Below are 14404 nucleotides of genomic sequence, written 5' to 3'. Positions count from 1 at the left end.
CCCGTGACCATTAGTGACGAAACTGCAGAAAAACTGTACCAACCCGAAACACAACGCGGAACCACAACCATACCGGCGCGGGTAGTCGCCCGCATCGCCGAGCAAGCCGCATCTGAGGTGCGCTTCGTCGGCTCCGCAGCAGGTGGAGTAATGGGAGTCGGTGCGCGCCGGGACTTTTCCTCCCGCCCCACCGTCGAATGCGACCTCTACGGACACATCGCTGTTCTGCGCATGGACATTGGCATGGTCTTCCCCCTGCCGCTCCATTCCAGCGTTCAAGAACTACGTGACCGCATGCGTGCTCGGGTGGAAGAACTCACCGGGCTAGAAGTAGGGCGCATTGACATCGAGATTTCCTGGATCGATCCCAGCAGCACAATAAGAGGAGCACTGCGATGAACAACGACCCCCGGAGCCTCACTCGGCGACCATCCCGAACCATACCAGCCACCGTCTTAGCAATAGCCCTGGTAGTGCTAGGCGGCGTAGGGCTGTGGTTACTCGGAACGCACGTGGTCACCGGTCAGTGGCCGCATCAAGCGCACGCAACCATGACGACGATAGCGTCAACCCACCTGGCCTCCGCCGCTGTCGTAACCGCCGCGTGCGTCCTGGCCGTCATCGGTGTTCTTCTACTCCTCCTCGCCCTGTGGCCCGGGCAGCCGCGCCGGGTCGCGGTGCTCGCCGACGAAATACCCGGCGAAACCGTGATGACCCGCCGGGATCTTGCGTCGCTGATCCAACATCGGGTGGAGCAAGTAGACGGCGTGGATTCGGTAAAAGTAACTGCTAGTCGACGCCGCGCCGACCTGCGGGTTGGCAGCGTGCTTGGCAATACTGAGCCACTGCATTCCGCAGTGCAGGCAGCCGCCGAAGACGCGTTACTACAGCTTAAACCTGCCGCGGGCATTCGGCCCCGGGTGCGGCTTCGTCGCACGTAAGAAGTCGCACGTAAGAAAAGGAGGATACAGATTATGCGTTCCATTTCTGGTATCAAAAACCGGGTCGTGCTCGCCATCGTCGGATTACTGACCATCGCGGCGGCGACCTGGTTGGCAGCAACCTTACTTAACCTGGGTGTTTCATGGCCGACGGCGCAGCCAATTCTGCCAAATCCGCACACCCGGATTGGTGCGCTGCTAAGCGGCACCGGTACGTGGCTTCTACCTGCCGCTATTGTGTTGTCACTCATAGCGCTCATCGTTGGCATTATGATGCTAATCTCCCAAATTCCACGTAAAGCACGCACCGCGCCACTGCGGTTGATCGACACCGACGGCACCCTCATGGCCACGGTCGATCCGAACGTGTTGGCACGGGCCTTGGCGGAGCGTGCTGAGGAACTGCCGGGCGTTTCTGGTTGTTCGGTGTGGGTGGCGGGATCGTCGCAAAGCATCTGGTTGCAGGCAAGCGCCAAGATTAGCCAGGAAGCTCAAGTTTCGTGGGCTGTCGCTGCGTTACGACGTCGACTTGCCGACGACATCACCGCTTCGCTGGGTGCCGCGCCGCAACAGGTTGATGTGATTATCAAACCTAATAGCGGAACCGCTTCGGAAGCGGTCGCGGGGGTTACTGACCATCGTCGGAAAGCGTTAGCGTGAGCCAACAAAATGACACACACCTGGTGCTCAAGGCGCAAGACGGCGACGTGGCTGCCTTCGAGCAATTGATCGGGCGCTATCAAGGGCGGCTTTTCCGCACGTCATACATGGTTTTGGGCAATCGACAGGATTCCGAAGACGTCGTGCAGGAAACTCTTATCCAAGCATGGCGTCGGCTGCACCTATTGCGCGAACCCGCAGCGTTTCGAGGCTGGTTGTTAAAAATCTGCACGAACCAAGCAACCAGCACTATTCGACGCCACAGCAGCCACGGCACAGACCCGCACGACCCAACAAATTTCGAAGAGTTGGCTGGCCAGAAAGGTACCAGTGTGCACGCCGGAAGTGCCGGTAGCAACCAGGCTGATCCCGCCCGCACCAGCGAAGTCAATGCGCAAATCATGGCTCTCGCTGATGTCCTATCCACCGTGAGCCCCGAGCTACGCGCATGCTGGGCGCTCCGAGAGGTTGAAAGCATGTCCTATAAGGAGATCGCACAAACCCTAAACATCACCGAGTCGACGGCTCGTGGCCGGATAGCCCGCGCCCGAACACTCATCATGCAACGGATGGAGGAGTGGAAATGAGCGACGAAGCCACCGGCCGGTACCTCCAATTGATCAAATCCCTGCACGATGAATGGGATTTAATGGACGCGGACAACGATGAATCGGTACGTCCCTCCAGTCGAGTGTTCGACTCCGTCATGGAAGCAGTACGCGCCAATGCCCGACACGGCGCCGAGGTTCACATGCCGCCCACCGAGCATGGCCCCTACACAATGACGGAACTGTCGCTACGCACACTTGTGCGGCGATCAGTGGAAACCGTTCCGCTGGTCAGTGCGTTATGTTCATCTTTCGAGTATTCCGAAGCGCCGGAAAACCACCGCGGCTATGGTCAACCAACACGGATTCGCTGCCGGATCAGTGTCCACGTGACGGCGAAAAACTACGCTGAACTCGCCGCGCGGGTACGGAAAACCGTGCGTGACGCGTGCCGCGATAACCTTAATTTCGCCCCTGACGTTGATATTCACATTGAGGATCTTCACGATGACGACTTCTAATGCATTAGCCTCCGAATTGGTGAAGGTAGTCACTAGCGTTCCAGGCGTTCGCGGTATTGAACCTGGAATTACCAGCGCCCTGCGGGTGTGGGGTGCGCGCGTTAGCGGTGAAGACGACGGCAGTAGCCGCTACGGGATTTTGCTTGACGACGATTCCTCGGCCGTCACCATCGAGGTGGGCATTGATGATTCCCGCCCTGTCACCGAGATTGTCAGCGATATTCAACAAGCCGTGCATAAGGTTCTTCGTCAATCCGCAGCCTCGGTCACCACAAACTCCGACGAATGTGTGGTGACCGTGAAAGTAAAGTCGCTATCGAGCTAGTTGCTTCTTCTATGCGCTGGTAATGCCGCAATAATTAGGTGGTGGGAATAGTCGGGGCATGCTCAATGGGGTCGGTGTCGGTTGCCACCCGCCATAGTTTTGCACCAAGCGAAACTGTGTTGTGAGTGCTTGAGTCACAGTTGGAGCTAACCCGTACAGAAATCATTTCACCTTTCTCTGGGACGCTGATTCCGAGAGCTTGCGCAATCTTTTGTTGGTTCAGGTAATCGCCCCCGAGGATGATTATGCCCTCGGGGGCCAACGTGGTTCGCGCACCACCATTCGCGCGGACTCGCTTCATGTAGTCAGCCTGTTGTGCAACGGTTGCGATGACATTTCGGGTGAGTATTCGTCGCTGTGCAACACGGAACAATTCGTTGATGCGTTGAGTTCCATGCTTATGAGATGTTATTCGTGCGACAGCTTCTGTGGGTAAGGTGAGCAGGGTATTCTCCGGAAGCGTATACTCCTGCCAGCACCACGCAATCGCGTCGCGTCCCTGTTTAGCGATGCTGCGTTTGCGGTCGCGATTTCCACCTTTGGTCAAAATATCTTCGGTTACATAGACGAAGCCGAGATGCCAGTAGCACTCATAATCATTCGCGTGGATAACCATGGCGTAATTGCCCACCGTTTCGGTTGGAATCATCCACCCAAAACGATTTTTGGAAAACTTACAATCCACATCGATACCGGCTACGGAAAAATCCATTGTTTCGCCGTCGCCCAAAAACCCGTCAAGTGCTCGCCTTAGGTAAATCTCCACCATGGTTCCCAAGTGGGTTGCTTCCGTTTTAGAAACCTGATCAATACTGAAACGACCAGTACGCTGACCATCGTAGATGTGGTCTAAAGCTTTTCGAATCGCGTTGCGGCACTTTTCACCTGCGGGATCAAAATTTCTCAAACGCTGCGCGAGGGTGATACTCACGTCGTCGGGTGTGAGTGGATAACCAGAAGTCACATTTTCCTCATACCGGGATTGATATTGGAATTTGGGTATTGATGTTATCAGGAATAGTGATACTCGTTTTTGTTAATGCGTTATGGATTGCGTGGCCAATGGCTTCCGCCACTGGTGGCGGAAAAGCATTACCTACTTGACGCCATTGAGCGGTTTTTCCGCCCGCCCACTGCCATTCGGGTGGAAAACCCTGAATGACACCACCCATGGGCACTGTCAATCGCGGTAAGTTTTCAGAATCCCCAACGGGAAAATCTCTTCCGGGGGCCTCTTCAGCAATTGAGCTTCCTTTTACTCCGAGCTTACGCCAGGCCTCACGTGCTCTGGAGGGGCCAACATCTGCGCCGCCATGCTTCTTTGACCCGCCGACAATGGTAGGCGCGATGGAATTGGCTTGGGTCGCCCAATGCTTCGCTCCTAGCCATCCGTTTGCCGACATTAAATCTTCCAATGCTTCTCCAACCGTTGGTGGTTCGATTTGTTTTTCAGGCCATTGGAAAAATGCAGCATACTCATTCTTTAATGCCACAAGGATAAAACGCGGCCGTAGCTGGGGGACACCGAAATCAGATGCGAATAACAGTTTCCAAAAAACCGTGTAGCCAAGCGACCTGAGTTCATCGATTATCTGTTGCCGATAAGCATCAAAACGTTTCTGAGCGAGGCCTTTGACGTTTTCAAGCATCACTGCTCGTGGATTAATCTCTCGAATCAACTCAAGTGCACGAGGGAATAAATCGCGTTCATCAGCTGCACCTAGTTGCTTTCCAGCAATGGAAAACGGCGGGCAGGGGACTCCGCCAGCGAACAAGTCAATCTTATTTCGATAGGGTGTGCTGTCGAAATCATGAATGTCTAGTTCGAAAATTGGCCACGGTCCGTGGGGGCCGTCATGCGAACGGTTTAACCGTAAAGTCTCTGAAGCCCACCTATCAATTTCGATGACGGCGGCATGTGCGAATCCCGCTCGCTCAAGTCCGAGCGCCTGTCCGCCAGCTCCTGCGCAGATTTCAATTGAATGTAAACGATGAGGTGGAGAACCGTTTTTCACGGTGGTATGTCTTTCGGGGATTGAGGTTGAGTGGAGAGTCGTGGGTTTTATCCTAGATCAATGTTTATGACTACCGTCATCCTATACGAGGTGTCTAACATGAAATTCTAACATGGATCATTTGTTCGAAATGTTTTTGTTGTGGGGGTAGCTTGCTGAAATGCGCGTCAAAATTGTGGAACAGCATGCTCACGGTTGTGCGTGATAGGCGAAACAACACTGCCAACGTGTGTTGGTTTGACGCATGGGGACGTCGAAAAGCGAAAACCGCATAACGAAACCCCGCAGTATAAGGGAGAAGTACTGCGGGGTTTCGTGTTCTTTAGGGAGATAACAAGGTCTTCCGGTCAGGGAAGTTTTATTATTCCGCCAGCGCCTCCTCGGCGTTGACGTTAGTCTTTACATCGACGGCACCGGTTGCCGGATCGAAGGTGATGTAACCGCCTTCAAAATCCACGCGGAGCAGGTCGCCGTCCTGGTATTCCTGGTTAAGCGGCAGGCCGAGCGGTCCCATATCAAGACCCTGTGCAGCCCAGGTATCGCCGATCGCACCCCACAGCGCCTGGGGGCCGGTTTCCGGGGAACCGATGATGATGCCGTTGTCGAACAGCGCGTAGGTGATGTCCTGGCCGTAACCATTGGTGTACTGAATTTCACCGGTGCGAGCCGAGCCCAGGATCGGGGACAGCGTCTTCCACAGCTTCGAAATTGGGGAATCGGAGGACAAGCCCGCGACCTTATCCACCATCGGAGGGATGGAGGAAAGCGTCAAGCCGTTGATGATCTTGACATCACCTAGCTTGGAGAGGCTGCCGGGCAGGATGCCCAATGCGGATGCAATGCCAATCACGACCGAGATCAGGGACACCGCCGCGGTGGCCTTCGCCTTTGGATCGTTTGCATTGCCGATATTTTGCAGCTGCTTGAGTAGGTCAAGCGCATTGGTGGCGGCATTGGAAGCCCGGTTAGAATTCTGCCGCGATGGGGTAGTGTTTCCGGAATTGTCGGTAGTGCCCGAGTTGTCCGTGGTGGAGTCTGAATTAGGGCTATCTGGCGTGACAATTGGGTTGGAATTAGCTACTCCGCCAAGAGAATCGTACTTTGCCTTTGCGGTATTGCGAATAGTTCCCATCTGTGCGTAGGCGTGGTCGCCTGGGCATTCGGTCAAGCCAACATCGCGGTGAGCGAAGATATTAGGAAGCTCAACCCGAGTTCCCTGTGGGTACGGGGTGTACTTGGTTCCCTCAGAATAGTGAGCACCCTTACCGGTTGGGTCAATGCCTGCTACCTTGGCGCGCCAGCCAGCGAGTTCGCCGACAGCCTGAATCATCTCGGAGGAAGGCTGTGCGGTTTGATAGTTGCCCATCATGGAAATCGCCCAGGTGTTTTCGTTGAAACCACCAGCGTGAGCACCGATGATGTCCTTATTTAGGCCGCCGTAACGACCCTCGTAAAGGTTGCCGAACTTATCTGCAAGGGCGTGGTATCCGATGTCGCACCAACCGAGGTTTTGTGCGTGGTACTTGTAAATGCCGCGCATGATGCCTGGTGCTTGCTCCCGGGTGTAGTTATTGGAGCCGGCGGTGTGGTGGATGGTGATGCCTGCGGTGCCATCGCTGAAGCTTGGGTTGGAGCAACGGATGCTCTCGTCGGCACCCCAGCCTTTCCGGGAAATAACCTTAGGCAGGCCGTCGGAATCGCTGGTCAAGTTGATCCCATTGGCGGCTACGTCGGATTCGCCGCCGTCGATGAATACCACGTCTAGTTCTTTAGCTTCGGAGCCTTCTACCAGGTCAACACCGGAAAGGGATACCTGCACGGCGGTGGTGGGTTCGACGAAGATCAGGTCGGTGCCTTGGCGGGCATTCGGGTCCGAAGAACCGTAGTCAAGCGGTTCCGTGTCGAACCATTCGCTCCAGGTGCCGTCTGGGCGCTGGCCGCGAACGAATGCTGCTAGGTCTTTATCGCCTTCCCAGGTGATAGCGAACTGTGAGAATTCTTCGTCGCGATTGAACTGCTTGACGGTCCGTGCGGCTTCGGCTTCGCCTTCGCCTTGGGCTGCGATGGCGGGGTCGTCGACGACGATGTTTTCGCCGTCGGCAAGGCTGGCGGTGGTCATCGTTGGGTCGATGGGGTCAATCCCGTCACTTTGGGTTTGCAGGATTGATGATGTGCCGATGCCTACTGCTGCGCTCGCAACCAGTGTTGCCGCAAGAATGGATGCGGTGACTGGGCGACGGTTTTGGGCAGCGATGAGGCGACGTCGTTGCTTCACTTTTATCTCCCTTAATGTGAATCGTGTTCCTTGAACTGTGAACCTTAAACCAAGGAAAACCTGACTTTAAAGTTCTAGTTTAGGGTTAGTTATCTGAGATAACAATAGACCACAACTGGGGCAAATGAAGCATCTGGTAGCCGTGTGACTAATGTGATTTACGTGAAAGCTGGGGCCTAGCTGCATATTTGTTGTTAAAAATATTTTTTAAAACGGCGTGTCGAATCCCTAAAAAACTCCACTAGATGTTCGTCACAAGTAGCAAAACTTATGCGGGTGTGGCGATTGCTGTTGCTCGTGGTTGCGCATTACCCTTGATAAGCATGAGTGACTTTGACTTGATTGTTGTTGGCTCCGGTCTTTTCGGCCTCACCGTTGCTGAGCGCGCTGCTTCCCAGCTAGGGAAAAAGGTGCTCATCGTTGAGCGCCGCAACCACCTTGGTGGCAATGCCTACTCGGAAGCGGAACCCGAAACCGGCATTGAGATTCACAAGTACGGCGCCCACCTATTCCATACCTCTAATAAGCGGGTATGGGACTACGTCAATCAATTCACTGACTTCACCGGCTACCAGCACCGCGTCTTCGCCATGCATAACGGCGTCGCCTACCAGTTCCCCATGGGGCTGGGGCTGATCTGCCAGTTCTTTGGCAAGTACTACAGCCCCGACGAGGCACGCGCACTGATCGCGGAGCAGGCCTCCGAAATCAATTCCGAAGATGCCACCAACCTGGAGGAAAAGGCAATCTCGCTCATCGGCCGCCCCCTCTACGAGGCATTCATCCGCGACTACACCGCTAAGCAGTGGCAGACGGACCCCAAGGAACTGCCCGCAGGCAACATCACCCGTTTGCCCGTGCGCTACAACTTCGACAACCGCTACTTCAACGACACCTACGAGGGCTTGCCTGTCGACGGCTATGCCGCCTGGTTGGAGAACATGGCCGCACACGACAACATTGAAGTACGCCTTAATACCGACTGGTTCGAGGTCCGCGACGAACTCCGCGCCGCAAACCCCGACGCCCCCGTCGTGTACACCGGTCCGCTCGACCGCTACTTCAACTATTCGGAAGGAAAACTGGGTTGGCGCACCCTCGACTTCGAAACTGAGGTGCTGCCCACCGGCGACTTCCAGGGCACACCGGTGATGAACTACAACGATGCCGAGTTCCCCTACACCCGCATCCACGAGTTCCGCCACTTCCATCCCGAGCGGGAGGACCGCCACCCCAAAGATAAGACGGTAATTATGAAGGAGTATTCCCGCTTTGCCGACGAAGGGGACGAGCCGTACTATCCGATCAACACCCCCGCCGACCGCGAAATGCTGCTGAAATACCGCGAGCTTGCCGACGCTGAAACCGCCACCAACAAGGTGTACTTCGGCGGCCGCCTCGGCACCTACCAGTACCTGGACATGCACATGGCGATCGCATCTGCGTTAAGCATGTTCGATAACAAGCTTGTCGACGAGCTGACGTAGGCGGTTAGATGCGTTGCCGCTGGGATAGCGGGTGAGGCAATGTTTAAAATTGGATACCTTCTCGCTGGAAGAGCTCGATACCAGTTATCGAGTTAATTCCTAGTGCACTGGCTGCGTCGGGAATTTTGATTCGATTAACGTCGTTAGGTTTCGAAGTCTCATTTGTCACAATGATGAGACTTCTGGCTCGTGCACTTGCAACAAGCCATGAGTCTGCAACATTCAAAAATTCTTGCACCGCCACCGTTGTGTATGCAGGTCTCCGCTGAAATCTCGCCCACTTGGTCAGCTCCGCATAGTTGGCAATTTCAGTCTCATTGATCGTGACAATAGAGGTTGATGGGACTACTTTCGCAAACCAATCGGATTTATCGTCGGATCTTTTTTCAATTTCTTGTTTGGTGCGTTCATGGAAGAGCAACTTTCCATGAACAATAAAATCTTCCAAGGCGTTCCAATAGCTTGGAAATACCGAACGCGGGTAGTAATTAAACGCGTTGAAGATGATGTTGGTGTCTACAAGATACACGTCTGTTACCTGCTAATCTTCAGAGAAGATTCTCGTCAGGGCGCGTGTTTTTTCAGTTCCTATAAAACGCCCAACATCGCGCTGCGTGATGCGACCGTCGGAAAAAGCTTCACCTAACGCATCCACAAACCGGTTTCCAAGTTGGGTTCGAATCGTTTTATAGAAATCTCCACCACTTGGTTTACGTTCTTCTTTTTCCCAATGTGCATGTTCTGAAAGATATTGTTGAGCCTGGTTACGGGTGATCTTGCCTGCATCAACCAAATGCCAAAGGATCACTTCAGAACTGACCCTGTAACGATCAGTAGCCCAGGAGAGCACTAATTCCACGGAGGAGGTTTTGGCAAGTTGTGCAACCAACTCCTCAGTCGGGACAAGTAATTCCGCAGCAAATTTATTACACCAACGTTCCACGTCATGGTGATCGTTGTTGTTGGATATGCCTGGTTTTGCTAGCAGAATATGCCCGAGCTCATGCGCTAGGCTGAAAAGCTGAGCCGAATTTGCATCGGATGTGTTCACGAAGATTAATGGAAAACCATCCTGAATTAAGGAAAAACCACGAAACTCCGCAACGTCTAGTTTCCGCTGATTATGGTTATGAACTACTGAGCTGCGCATCACGATAATGCCATTGTTCTCTAAAATATCGGCCAATACGGCAACAGCTTTGCGACCTTTGAATGGTTCAGTTGGTGGCCAAGAAAACAAATCCCGAAACTTCAATGCAGCAGCAACAGGGTCAGATGTAAGCGTGAAACTTCCGACGAACTCTGGCGGTTCGATGGAATTGTCTTGGGCGAATTCCACATACCATGCTAAGCGACGTATGCAATCATTCAGCGTAGTTTCCAAATTAGTGCTAAATTGCCGCCTTTGTCTTCCCTGAAGAGTACGGAAATCGGGGATCTGCGGCATGTCGTCTACGGGTTCTTCAAGGAGGAGATACCCAAACGGAATACTGGCTTCACTAGCTAATTTTTCAGCCTGTTTAAAAGTAGGGGAAACTCCACCACTCAGCCATTGCTCAATGCGTCGAAACTCAGAAATAGCCTTCAATTCTTCGACAGATTTATCAGTTCGTGAAATGGCCCACGTGAGAACAGGCGGTGCTACAGCAACACGGATCGTCATGTGGCAACTCCTTTCTTCGAACGATGTGGCGGTAATTCCCCATCATAGTTCGTTCAACCGAAGCAATTGTGAAAGTTAGGAGCGTTCAAACGTAAATAAAACGATCCGATCTTTTGGATCGAAAAACGTGAGGATTTCCTGCCACGAAAAATCTACATAGCTGAAAGAATCCACCGAAGCGATGAACTGAAACATGCGGCCATCCTCGGTAAGCGGGTAATAAGAAACACCCGTCTCGGAATCAGTCTCTACCTCAATCAGCGGATACGTATCGTTGCCTTCCCAATTCCCGTTAGGCGGTAGCCCTGCCCACTGCGAGATAAACTGTGGCTCGCCACTGGCAGGGGGTTCGGCATGGCTGTCGCTTTCTTCACGCACATATTTCAAAGTCCCAGTTTCAGCAAAACATGTCTTCCGTAACTGGTAAGCGGCATGGGCATCGGCATAAAACTGGCGGAATTCCTCCGTTGTTTTCAATGCATGGGTGGGGTGTTCGGCCTGGAAATACTGCCAATCGCCGAGGAACGAGTACGTGTTGTCGTCGTTAAGCTGAAACCCGATCCAATCATCGCATGCGTAGCGGGAATGAAACTCATCGGTGCCTTCCCCAAGGATGCACTCATAAGGCTCGACTGGGCAGACAACATGGATCGTGCCGGAATACGTGGGGTCGAAAGCCGCTAAATCAATGGAAACCAGCGGCAAGAGGAGGCGCGCGGCGCGATCGATTTCGTCTTTCGTTCCGGCGAACACGTCGCTTGGCTGAGGAAAAGGGGTGAGAAATGGTTCCAGATTAGCTACGTCAATCACTGTTTTCCATCCTTCTTACTAAGACCTGCCGACACCGTCACCCAATGATAGTTCGTGATTGCGCAGCGTATGGCACTATAGGGGAGGAATTTTTCTTTCTCCATCTCGCCGAAAGTTGAACCGGCCATGACCTCCCACGTTGAATTAACTAACGCGAAGAAACTCACAGCGGATTGCGAATGGGTGTATCGCATTCGTGCCGCCCGGGACATCCCGGAACACGGGATAACTGCGGGCGAATTAGGCGGTTGGTGCGGGAACGTGGCATTTCCTGAGTGCATCGCGCCAACAGCGTGGATCGCGGACGAAGCCGAAGTCTATGACATGGCCTCCGTCCAGGATTCGGCGATAGTTGCTGGCACCGCCGTCGTGGATTGCTGCGCGGAAGTCTCTGGAACCGCGCGAATTAGCGGCAGTGCGCGAATTACTGACGACGCCACAGTCTCCGGCTCGTCCCGGGTATCGGGGAATGTTGTGGTGGCCGGAACCACCACGATCGAAAGCTGCGCGGTCGATGGCGCTGGAACCATCACCGGGCATTCCGTCATTGCTACATCAATCACGGTAGTCGGGCGCCTGGACAACGCTGATATACGGCAACCGCACCACTATCACACGCTTGTTTTCTCCTCCGGTGATCAGGCGGCGGTGTATCGGACCATAACCGGACAGGCAGCACTATCACAGCCCGAATTTTTAGAATCCATGCCAGAATCCGACCGCGACCTTCTCCGCGAAGCCCAAACCGCCGTGCTGCAGTTACGACCAATCGAAGGTGAATAGCACGAGGCGTTCTTTCGGTTCGAAGAACAGCAGGATGCTGTCTGCGCCGTGGGCAGCATAGTTGTGGCCAGCGGTTTCTGCTATCAGATAGAACTGGTTGCCCGACTCAGAGAGTGGATAGTGGGCGGTATCTTCGAACCCATCTTCATCAACGTAGGGTTCCTCGTTCATCGGTATGGTGGCAAGCGATGTCCAATTCGCAAAACCTGCTGGTTCCTTCCAAGACTCAAGGTACTTACGCACGTTGGGCTTCGCGTGTGCTTTTTCGATATCCGCGATTGTGTCAACCCATACGAGCTGGTTGTACTTTTCAAAGTACTGTTTCCGGGCTGCATAAGATTCCCGTAGTTCGTCGCGGTGTTTAATGAAGTCATCCCGCATAGTGCCGGTCATGAGCGCGGACTCGGGGTTTTCGGCTTCGAAGTAGCGCCAGTCGCCGAGGAATTCGTATTTATTGTCCTCAGTGAGCCGGAAACCAAACCAGTTTTCCCGCAAATAGTAGTTGTGATAGTCCTCGGAGTTTTCCCCGACCAGTCCCTCGTAAGGTTCGATTGGGCTGAGCATGTGGACTTTCAGCCCGGCAAATTCTGGGTCGTAGGCTTCCAGATCAATGGTCAGCAGTGGCAACAGGTGTTCTGCGGCGCGGGCGATGTCTGCATCGTTTCCGGCGAACACGTCGCGGGCTTCGGGGAATGGGGTGAAAAACGGCTCTAAACTGGAGATTTCGTACATGCGTTTATATTAAATTACAAAGCGTGAACTTTGAGCTGTTTGACGAAACAAAAACCAACGCACACGGCGTCCAGTTGTTTCGCATCCGTGCCACTCGTGATATTCCCGCCCGCTTTGTTTCCAAAGGGGATGTCGGGGGCTGGGTGAGCTCAACTCACACCGATTCCGGCGAGCCACGAATCGCAGATAATGCGTGGATTGCTGACGACGCCGAAGTGTATGGAAACGCCCGCATCACAGGTTCCGCCCGGGTATATGGCAATTGTCGTGTTTACGGTTCCGCGCAGGTCACAGACAATGCGAGGGTGTATGGTGCCGCCGAAGTATTCGGCAATGCGCACGTGACGGAACAAGCCCGGGTGTACGGCCAGTCGCAGGTCAGCGGGCACGCAACCATCGCCGGTCACGCTCGGGTGACCGGCTACTCCGGCGTCATGGGGCACGCGCGCGTGCATGAGCAGTGCACCGTCGAATCCGCAACGATCTACGGCAACGCCACAGTCGGCGGTTTCGCCGACATTTACTCGACCACAGTGCGCGATCAAGCCACCATTACAGGGCTGCCCGACATCAGCTATTGCCTGGTAACCGGAACCACCACCATTCGCAGCCGCGAGCAGTTCTACATGGCATCGTATGATCGGCCGCAACCTGGGGACGTCGAAAAGCAGCATTACGTGCTCACCGACACCACCCGCACGCTTCCCGACGGCACCGTTGTCTACCAAATCCAACACAGCGACACCGGCGCGCGCGGCGGCTGGGTCCCCGGAACGCACACCCGCGCCGGGCGACCCCGCCTTGCCGACGGCGCGTGGCTTGGCCCGCACGTCACGCTTTGCGACGACGCCACCGTCACCCAATCCACCATCAACGGCGACATCACGATCGCCGGAAACAGCACCATCGCCTTTTCTGAAATAACCGGCACCGGCGTGATTACCGGAAATTCCTACCTCTGGGCAGGCGAAATCACCCTTCGCGGCACCTATCGTGACCTATACTTAGAACCCTTCAGTGATGAAGACTACCGAGTCACCCACAACACCATCACCGTGTTGCGCACCTGCTCGGATACCTACGCCATCGAAGTCGGGGACCAGCTTTACCACTCGCTTGCCGAGCTCAATTCCCCCGACCCAATCATTTTAACCGCGCTACGAAATTGGGATAACTAATGTCAACGATCTACTTTTACAGCAATAACGACCCCTACGGCTTCCTTTCAAACTTCGCCAGATACCAGTTCTACATCGACGGATTACGGTGGGCTACCTCGGAACATTACTTCCAGGCCATGAAATTCCACGATCCCAAAATCCAACGTGAGATCCGGCTATGCCAGTCGCCATCGGCGGCAGCGCGCGCCGGGCGCGACCGGAAGAAACCACTACGTTCGGACTGGGAATCGGTGAAGGACTCCATCATGTATGACGCCGTATGGGCGAAGTTTAGCCAGAACCCGGACATCGCGGCGGAACTCCTTGCCACCGGCGACGCCACATTGGTCGAACATACCGGCAAGGACTTCTACTGGGGCGACGGCGGGGACGGCAGCGGGCTTAACCGGCTTGGAAACATCTTGATGGAAGTATAGTGGTCTCATTTCAAAAGCTTAGATTTTGTGGGTGAATGTTGTTTGGT

Annotated in this window: 17 protein-coding genes; 10 read left to right on the top strand and 7 right to left on the bottom strand. The window is 54.3% G+C overall.

The annotated features are described in order from the left end of the window. The first annotated feature begins 3 nt into the window (after nt 1-3). From Q4D85_RS11560 to Q4D85_RS11535, 6 genes are read left to right on the top strand one after another with little or no spacing between them, the layout of a single operon-like run. Nucleotides 4-399 (top strand): Asp23/Gls24 family envelope stress response protein, encoded by a 396-nt coding sequence (locus Q4D85_RS11560; RefSeq protein WP_303200591.1) that lies wholly within the window; start codon nt 4-6, stop codon nt 397-399. Then, entirely contained in the window at nt 396-941 is a 546-nt protein-coding gene (locus Q4D85_RS11555; RefSeq protein ID WP_303200590.1) for a DUF6286 domain-containing protein, read from the top strand. Before Q4D85_RS11560 ends, Q4D85_RS11555 begins: the two co-directional genes overlap by 4 nt. A 33-nt stretch (nt 942-974) precedes the next feature. Further along, nucleotides 975-1601 (top strand): hypothetical protein, encoded by a 627-nt coding sequence (locus Q4D85_RS11550; RefSeq protein ID WP_303200589.1) that lies wholly within the window; start codon nt 975-977, stop codon nt 1599-1601. Next, complete coding sequence (locus Q4D85_RS11545; protein ID WP_303200587.1) at nt 1598-2188, top strand: RNA polymerase sigma factor; 591 nt, start codon at nt 1598-1600, stop codon at nt 2186-2188. Before Q4D85_RS11550 ends, Q4D85_RS11545 begins: the two co-directional genes overlap by 4 nt. Beyond that, nucleotides 2185-2670 carry an Asp23/Gls24 family envelope stress response protein gene (locus tag Q4D85_RS11540; RefSeq protein ID WP_303200585.1) on the top strand — a complete coding sequence of 162 codons (486 nt, stop codon included), beginning with the start codon at nt 2185-2187 and terminating at the stop codon, nt 2668-2670. Before Q4D85_RS11545 ends, Q4D85_RS11540 begins: the two co-directional genes overlap by 4 nt. Continuing rightward, on the top strand, nt 2657-2995 hold the full coding sequence (locus Q4D85_RS11535) for a transcriptional regulator (protein ID WP_303200583.1): 339 nt from the start codon (nt 2657-2659) through the stop codon (nt 2993-2995). The genes Q4D85_RS11540 and Q4D85_RS11535 overlap by 14 nt, the downstream gene beginning before the upstream one ends. A 34-nt stretch (nt 2996-3029) precedes the next feature. Here the strand turns inward: Q4D85_RS11535 and Q4D85_RS11530 are convergent, their stop codons facing one another. From Q4D85_RS11530 to Q4D85_RS11520, 3 genes are all read right to left on the bottom strand, one after another. Continuing rightward, nucleotides 3030-3959: a NaeI family type II restriction endonuclease gene (locus Q4D85_RS11530; protein ID WP_303200581.1), complete on the bottom strand. Its 930-nt coding sequence runs from the start codon at nt 3957-3959 to the stop codon at nt 3030-3032. Nucleotides 3960-3966: 7 nt separating this feature from the next. Next, nucleotides 3967-5010 (bottom strand): DNA cytosine methyltransferase, encoded by a 1044-nt coding sequence (locus Q4D85_RS11525; protein ID WP_303200579.1) that lies wholly within the window; start codon nt 5008-5010, stop codon nt 3967-3969. A 361-nt stretch (nt 5011-5371) separates the two neighbouring features. Continuing rightward, nucleotides 5372-7285 carry an N-acetylmuramoyl-L-alanine amidase gene (locus tag Q4D85_RS11520; RefSeq protein ID WP_303200577.1) on the bottom strand — a complete coding sequence of 638 codons (1914 nt, stop codon included), beginning with the start codon at nt 7283-7285 and terminating at the stop codon, nt 5372-5374. Between the two features lie 323 nt (nt 7286-7608). Here Q4D85_RS11520 and glf point away from each other — a divergent pair, with 323 nt between their 5' ends. Beyond that, entirely contained in the window at nt 7609-8772 is a 1164-nt protein-coding gene (gene glf, locus Q4D85_RS11515) for a UDP-galactopyranose mutase (protein ID WP_303200575.1), read from the top strand. A gap of 43 nt (nt 8773-8815) precedes the next feature. Here glf and Q4D85_RS11510 read toward each other — a convergent pair whose 3' ends face one another. From Q4D85_RS11510 to Q4D85_RS11500, 3 genes are all read right to left on the bottom strand, one after another. After that, nucleotides 8816-9301 (bottom strand): DUF4411 family protein, encoded by a 486-nt coding sequence (locus Q4D85_RS11510; protein ID WP_303200572.1) that lies wholly within the window; start codon nt 9299-9301, stop codon nt 8816-8818. A 12-nt stretch (nt 9302-9313) separates the two neighbouring features. Then, nucleotides 9314-10435, bottom strand: coding sequence for an ImmA/IrrE family metallo-endopeptidase (locus Q4D85_RS11505; protein WP_303200570.1), 1122 nt, complete (start codon nt 10433-10435; stop codon nt 9314-9316). Nucleotides 10436-10510: 75 nt separating this feature from the next. Further along, on the bottom strand, nt 10511-11245 hold the full coding sequence (locus tag Q4D85_RS11500; RefSeq protein WP_303200569.1) for a hypothetical protein: 735 nt from the start codon (nt 11243-11245) through the stop codon (nt 10511-10513). A gap of 126 nt (nt 11246-11371) precedes the next feature. On the opposite strand from Q4D85_RS11500, the gene Q4D85_RS11495 reads away from it, so the two are divergent. After that, nucleotides 11372-12028 carry a hypothetical protein gene (locus Q4D85_RS11495; RefSeq protein ID WP_303200568.1) on the top strand — a complete coding sequence of 219 codons (657 nt, stop codon included), beginning with the start codon at nt 11372-11374 and terminating at the stop codon, nt 12026-12028. Here Q4D85_RS11495 and Q4D85_RS11490 read toward each other — a convergent pair. Further along, nucleotides 12005-12760, bottom strand: a complete 756-nt coding sequence (locus Q4D85_RS11490; protein WP_303200566.1) for a hypothetical protein — start codon at nt 12758-12760, stop codon at nt 12005-12007. The two genes, Q4D85_RS11495 and Q4D85_RS11490, sit on opposite strands and share 24 nt — an antisense overlap. Before the next feature lie 23 nt (nt 12761-12783). Here Q4D85_RS11490 and Q4D85_RS11485 point away from each other — a divergent pair, with 23 nt between their 5' ends. Both Q4D85_RS11485 and Q4D85_RS11480 read left to right on the top strand, forming a co-directional pair. Continuing rightward, nucleotides 12784-13938 (top strand): hypothetical protein, encoded by a 1155-nt coding sequence (locus Q4D85_RS11485; protein WP_303200563.1) that lies wholly within the window; start codon nt 12784-12786, stop codon nt 13936-13938. Further along, nucleotides 13938-14357 (top strand): NADAR family protein, encoded by a 420-nt coding sequence (locus tag Q4D85_RS11480; protein ID WP_303200560.1) that lies wholly within the window; start codon nt 13938-13940, stop codon nt 14355-14357. The genes Q4D85_RS11485 and Q4D85_RS11480 overlap by 1 nt, the downstream gene beginning before the upstream one ends. Nucleotides 14358-14404 lie beyond the last annotated feature (47 nt).

This window comes from Corynebacterium sp., assembly GCF_030532965.1.
Taxonomy (GTDB): Bacteria; Actinomycetota; Actinomycetes; order Mycobacteriales; family Mycobacteriaceae; genus Corynebacterium.
Note: the sequence above shows the minus strand (reverse complement) of the source record. Positions and strands in the feature narration are given on the sequence as shown.

Excerpts from the sequence above, each read along its gene's own strand:
- Q4D85_RS11555 (WP_303200590.1), top strand. The coding sequence starts at position 396 with ATGAACAACGACCCCCGGAGCCTCACTCGGCGACCATCCCGAACCATA.
- Q4D85_RS11550 (WP_303200589.1), top strand. The coding sequence starts at position 975 with ATGCGTTCCATTTCTGGTATCAAAAACCGGGTCGTGCTCGCCATCGTC.
- Q4D85_RS11540 (WP_303200585.1), top strand. The coding sequence starts at position 2,185 with ATGAGCGACGAAGCCACCGGCCGGTACCTCCAATTGATCAAATCCCTG.
- Q4D85_RS11535 (WP_303200583.1), top strand. The coding sequence starts at position 2,657 with ATGACGACTTCTAATGCATTAGCCTCCGAATTGGTGAAGGTAGTCACT.
- glf (WP_303200575.1), top strand. The coding sequence starts at position 7,609 with ATGAGTGACTTTGACTTGATTGTTGTTGGCTCCGGTCTTTTCGGCCTC.
- Q4D85_RS11505 (WP_303200570.1), bottom strand. The coding sequence starts at position 10,435 with ATGACGATCCGTGTTGCTGTAGCACCGCCTGTTCTCACGTGGGCCATT.
- Q4D85_RS11495 (WP_303200568.1), top strand. The coding sequence starts at position 11,372 with ATGACCTCCCACGTTGAATTAACTAACGCGAAGAAACTCACAGCGGAT.
- Q4D85_RS11490 (WP_303200566.1), bottom strand. The coding sequence starts at position 12,760 with ATGTACGAAATCTCCAGTTTAGAGCCGTTTTTCACCCCATTCCCCGAA.
- Q4D85_RS11480 (WP_303200560.1), top strand. The coding sequence starts at position 13,938 with ATGTCAACGATCTACTTTTACAGCAATAACGACCCCTACGGCTTCCTT.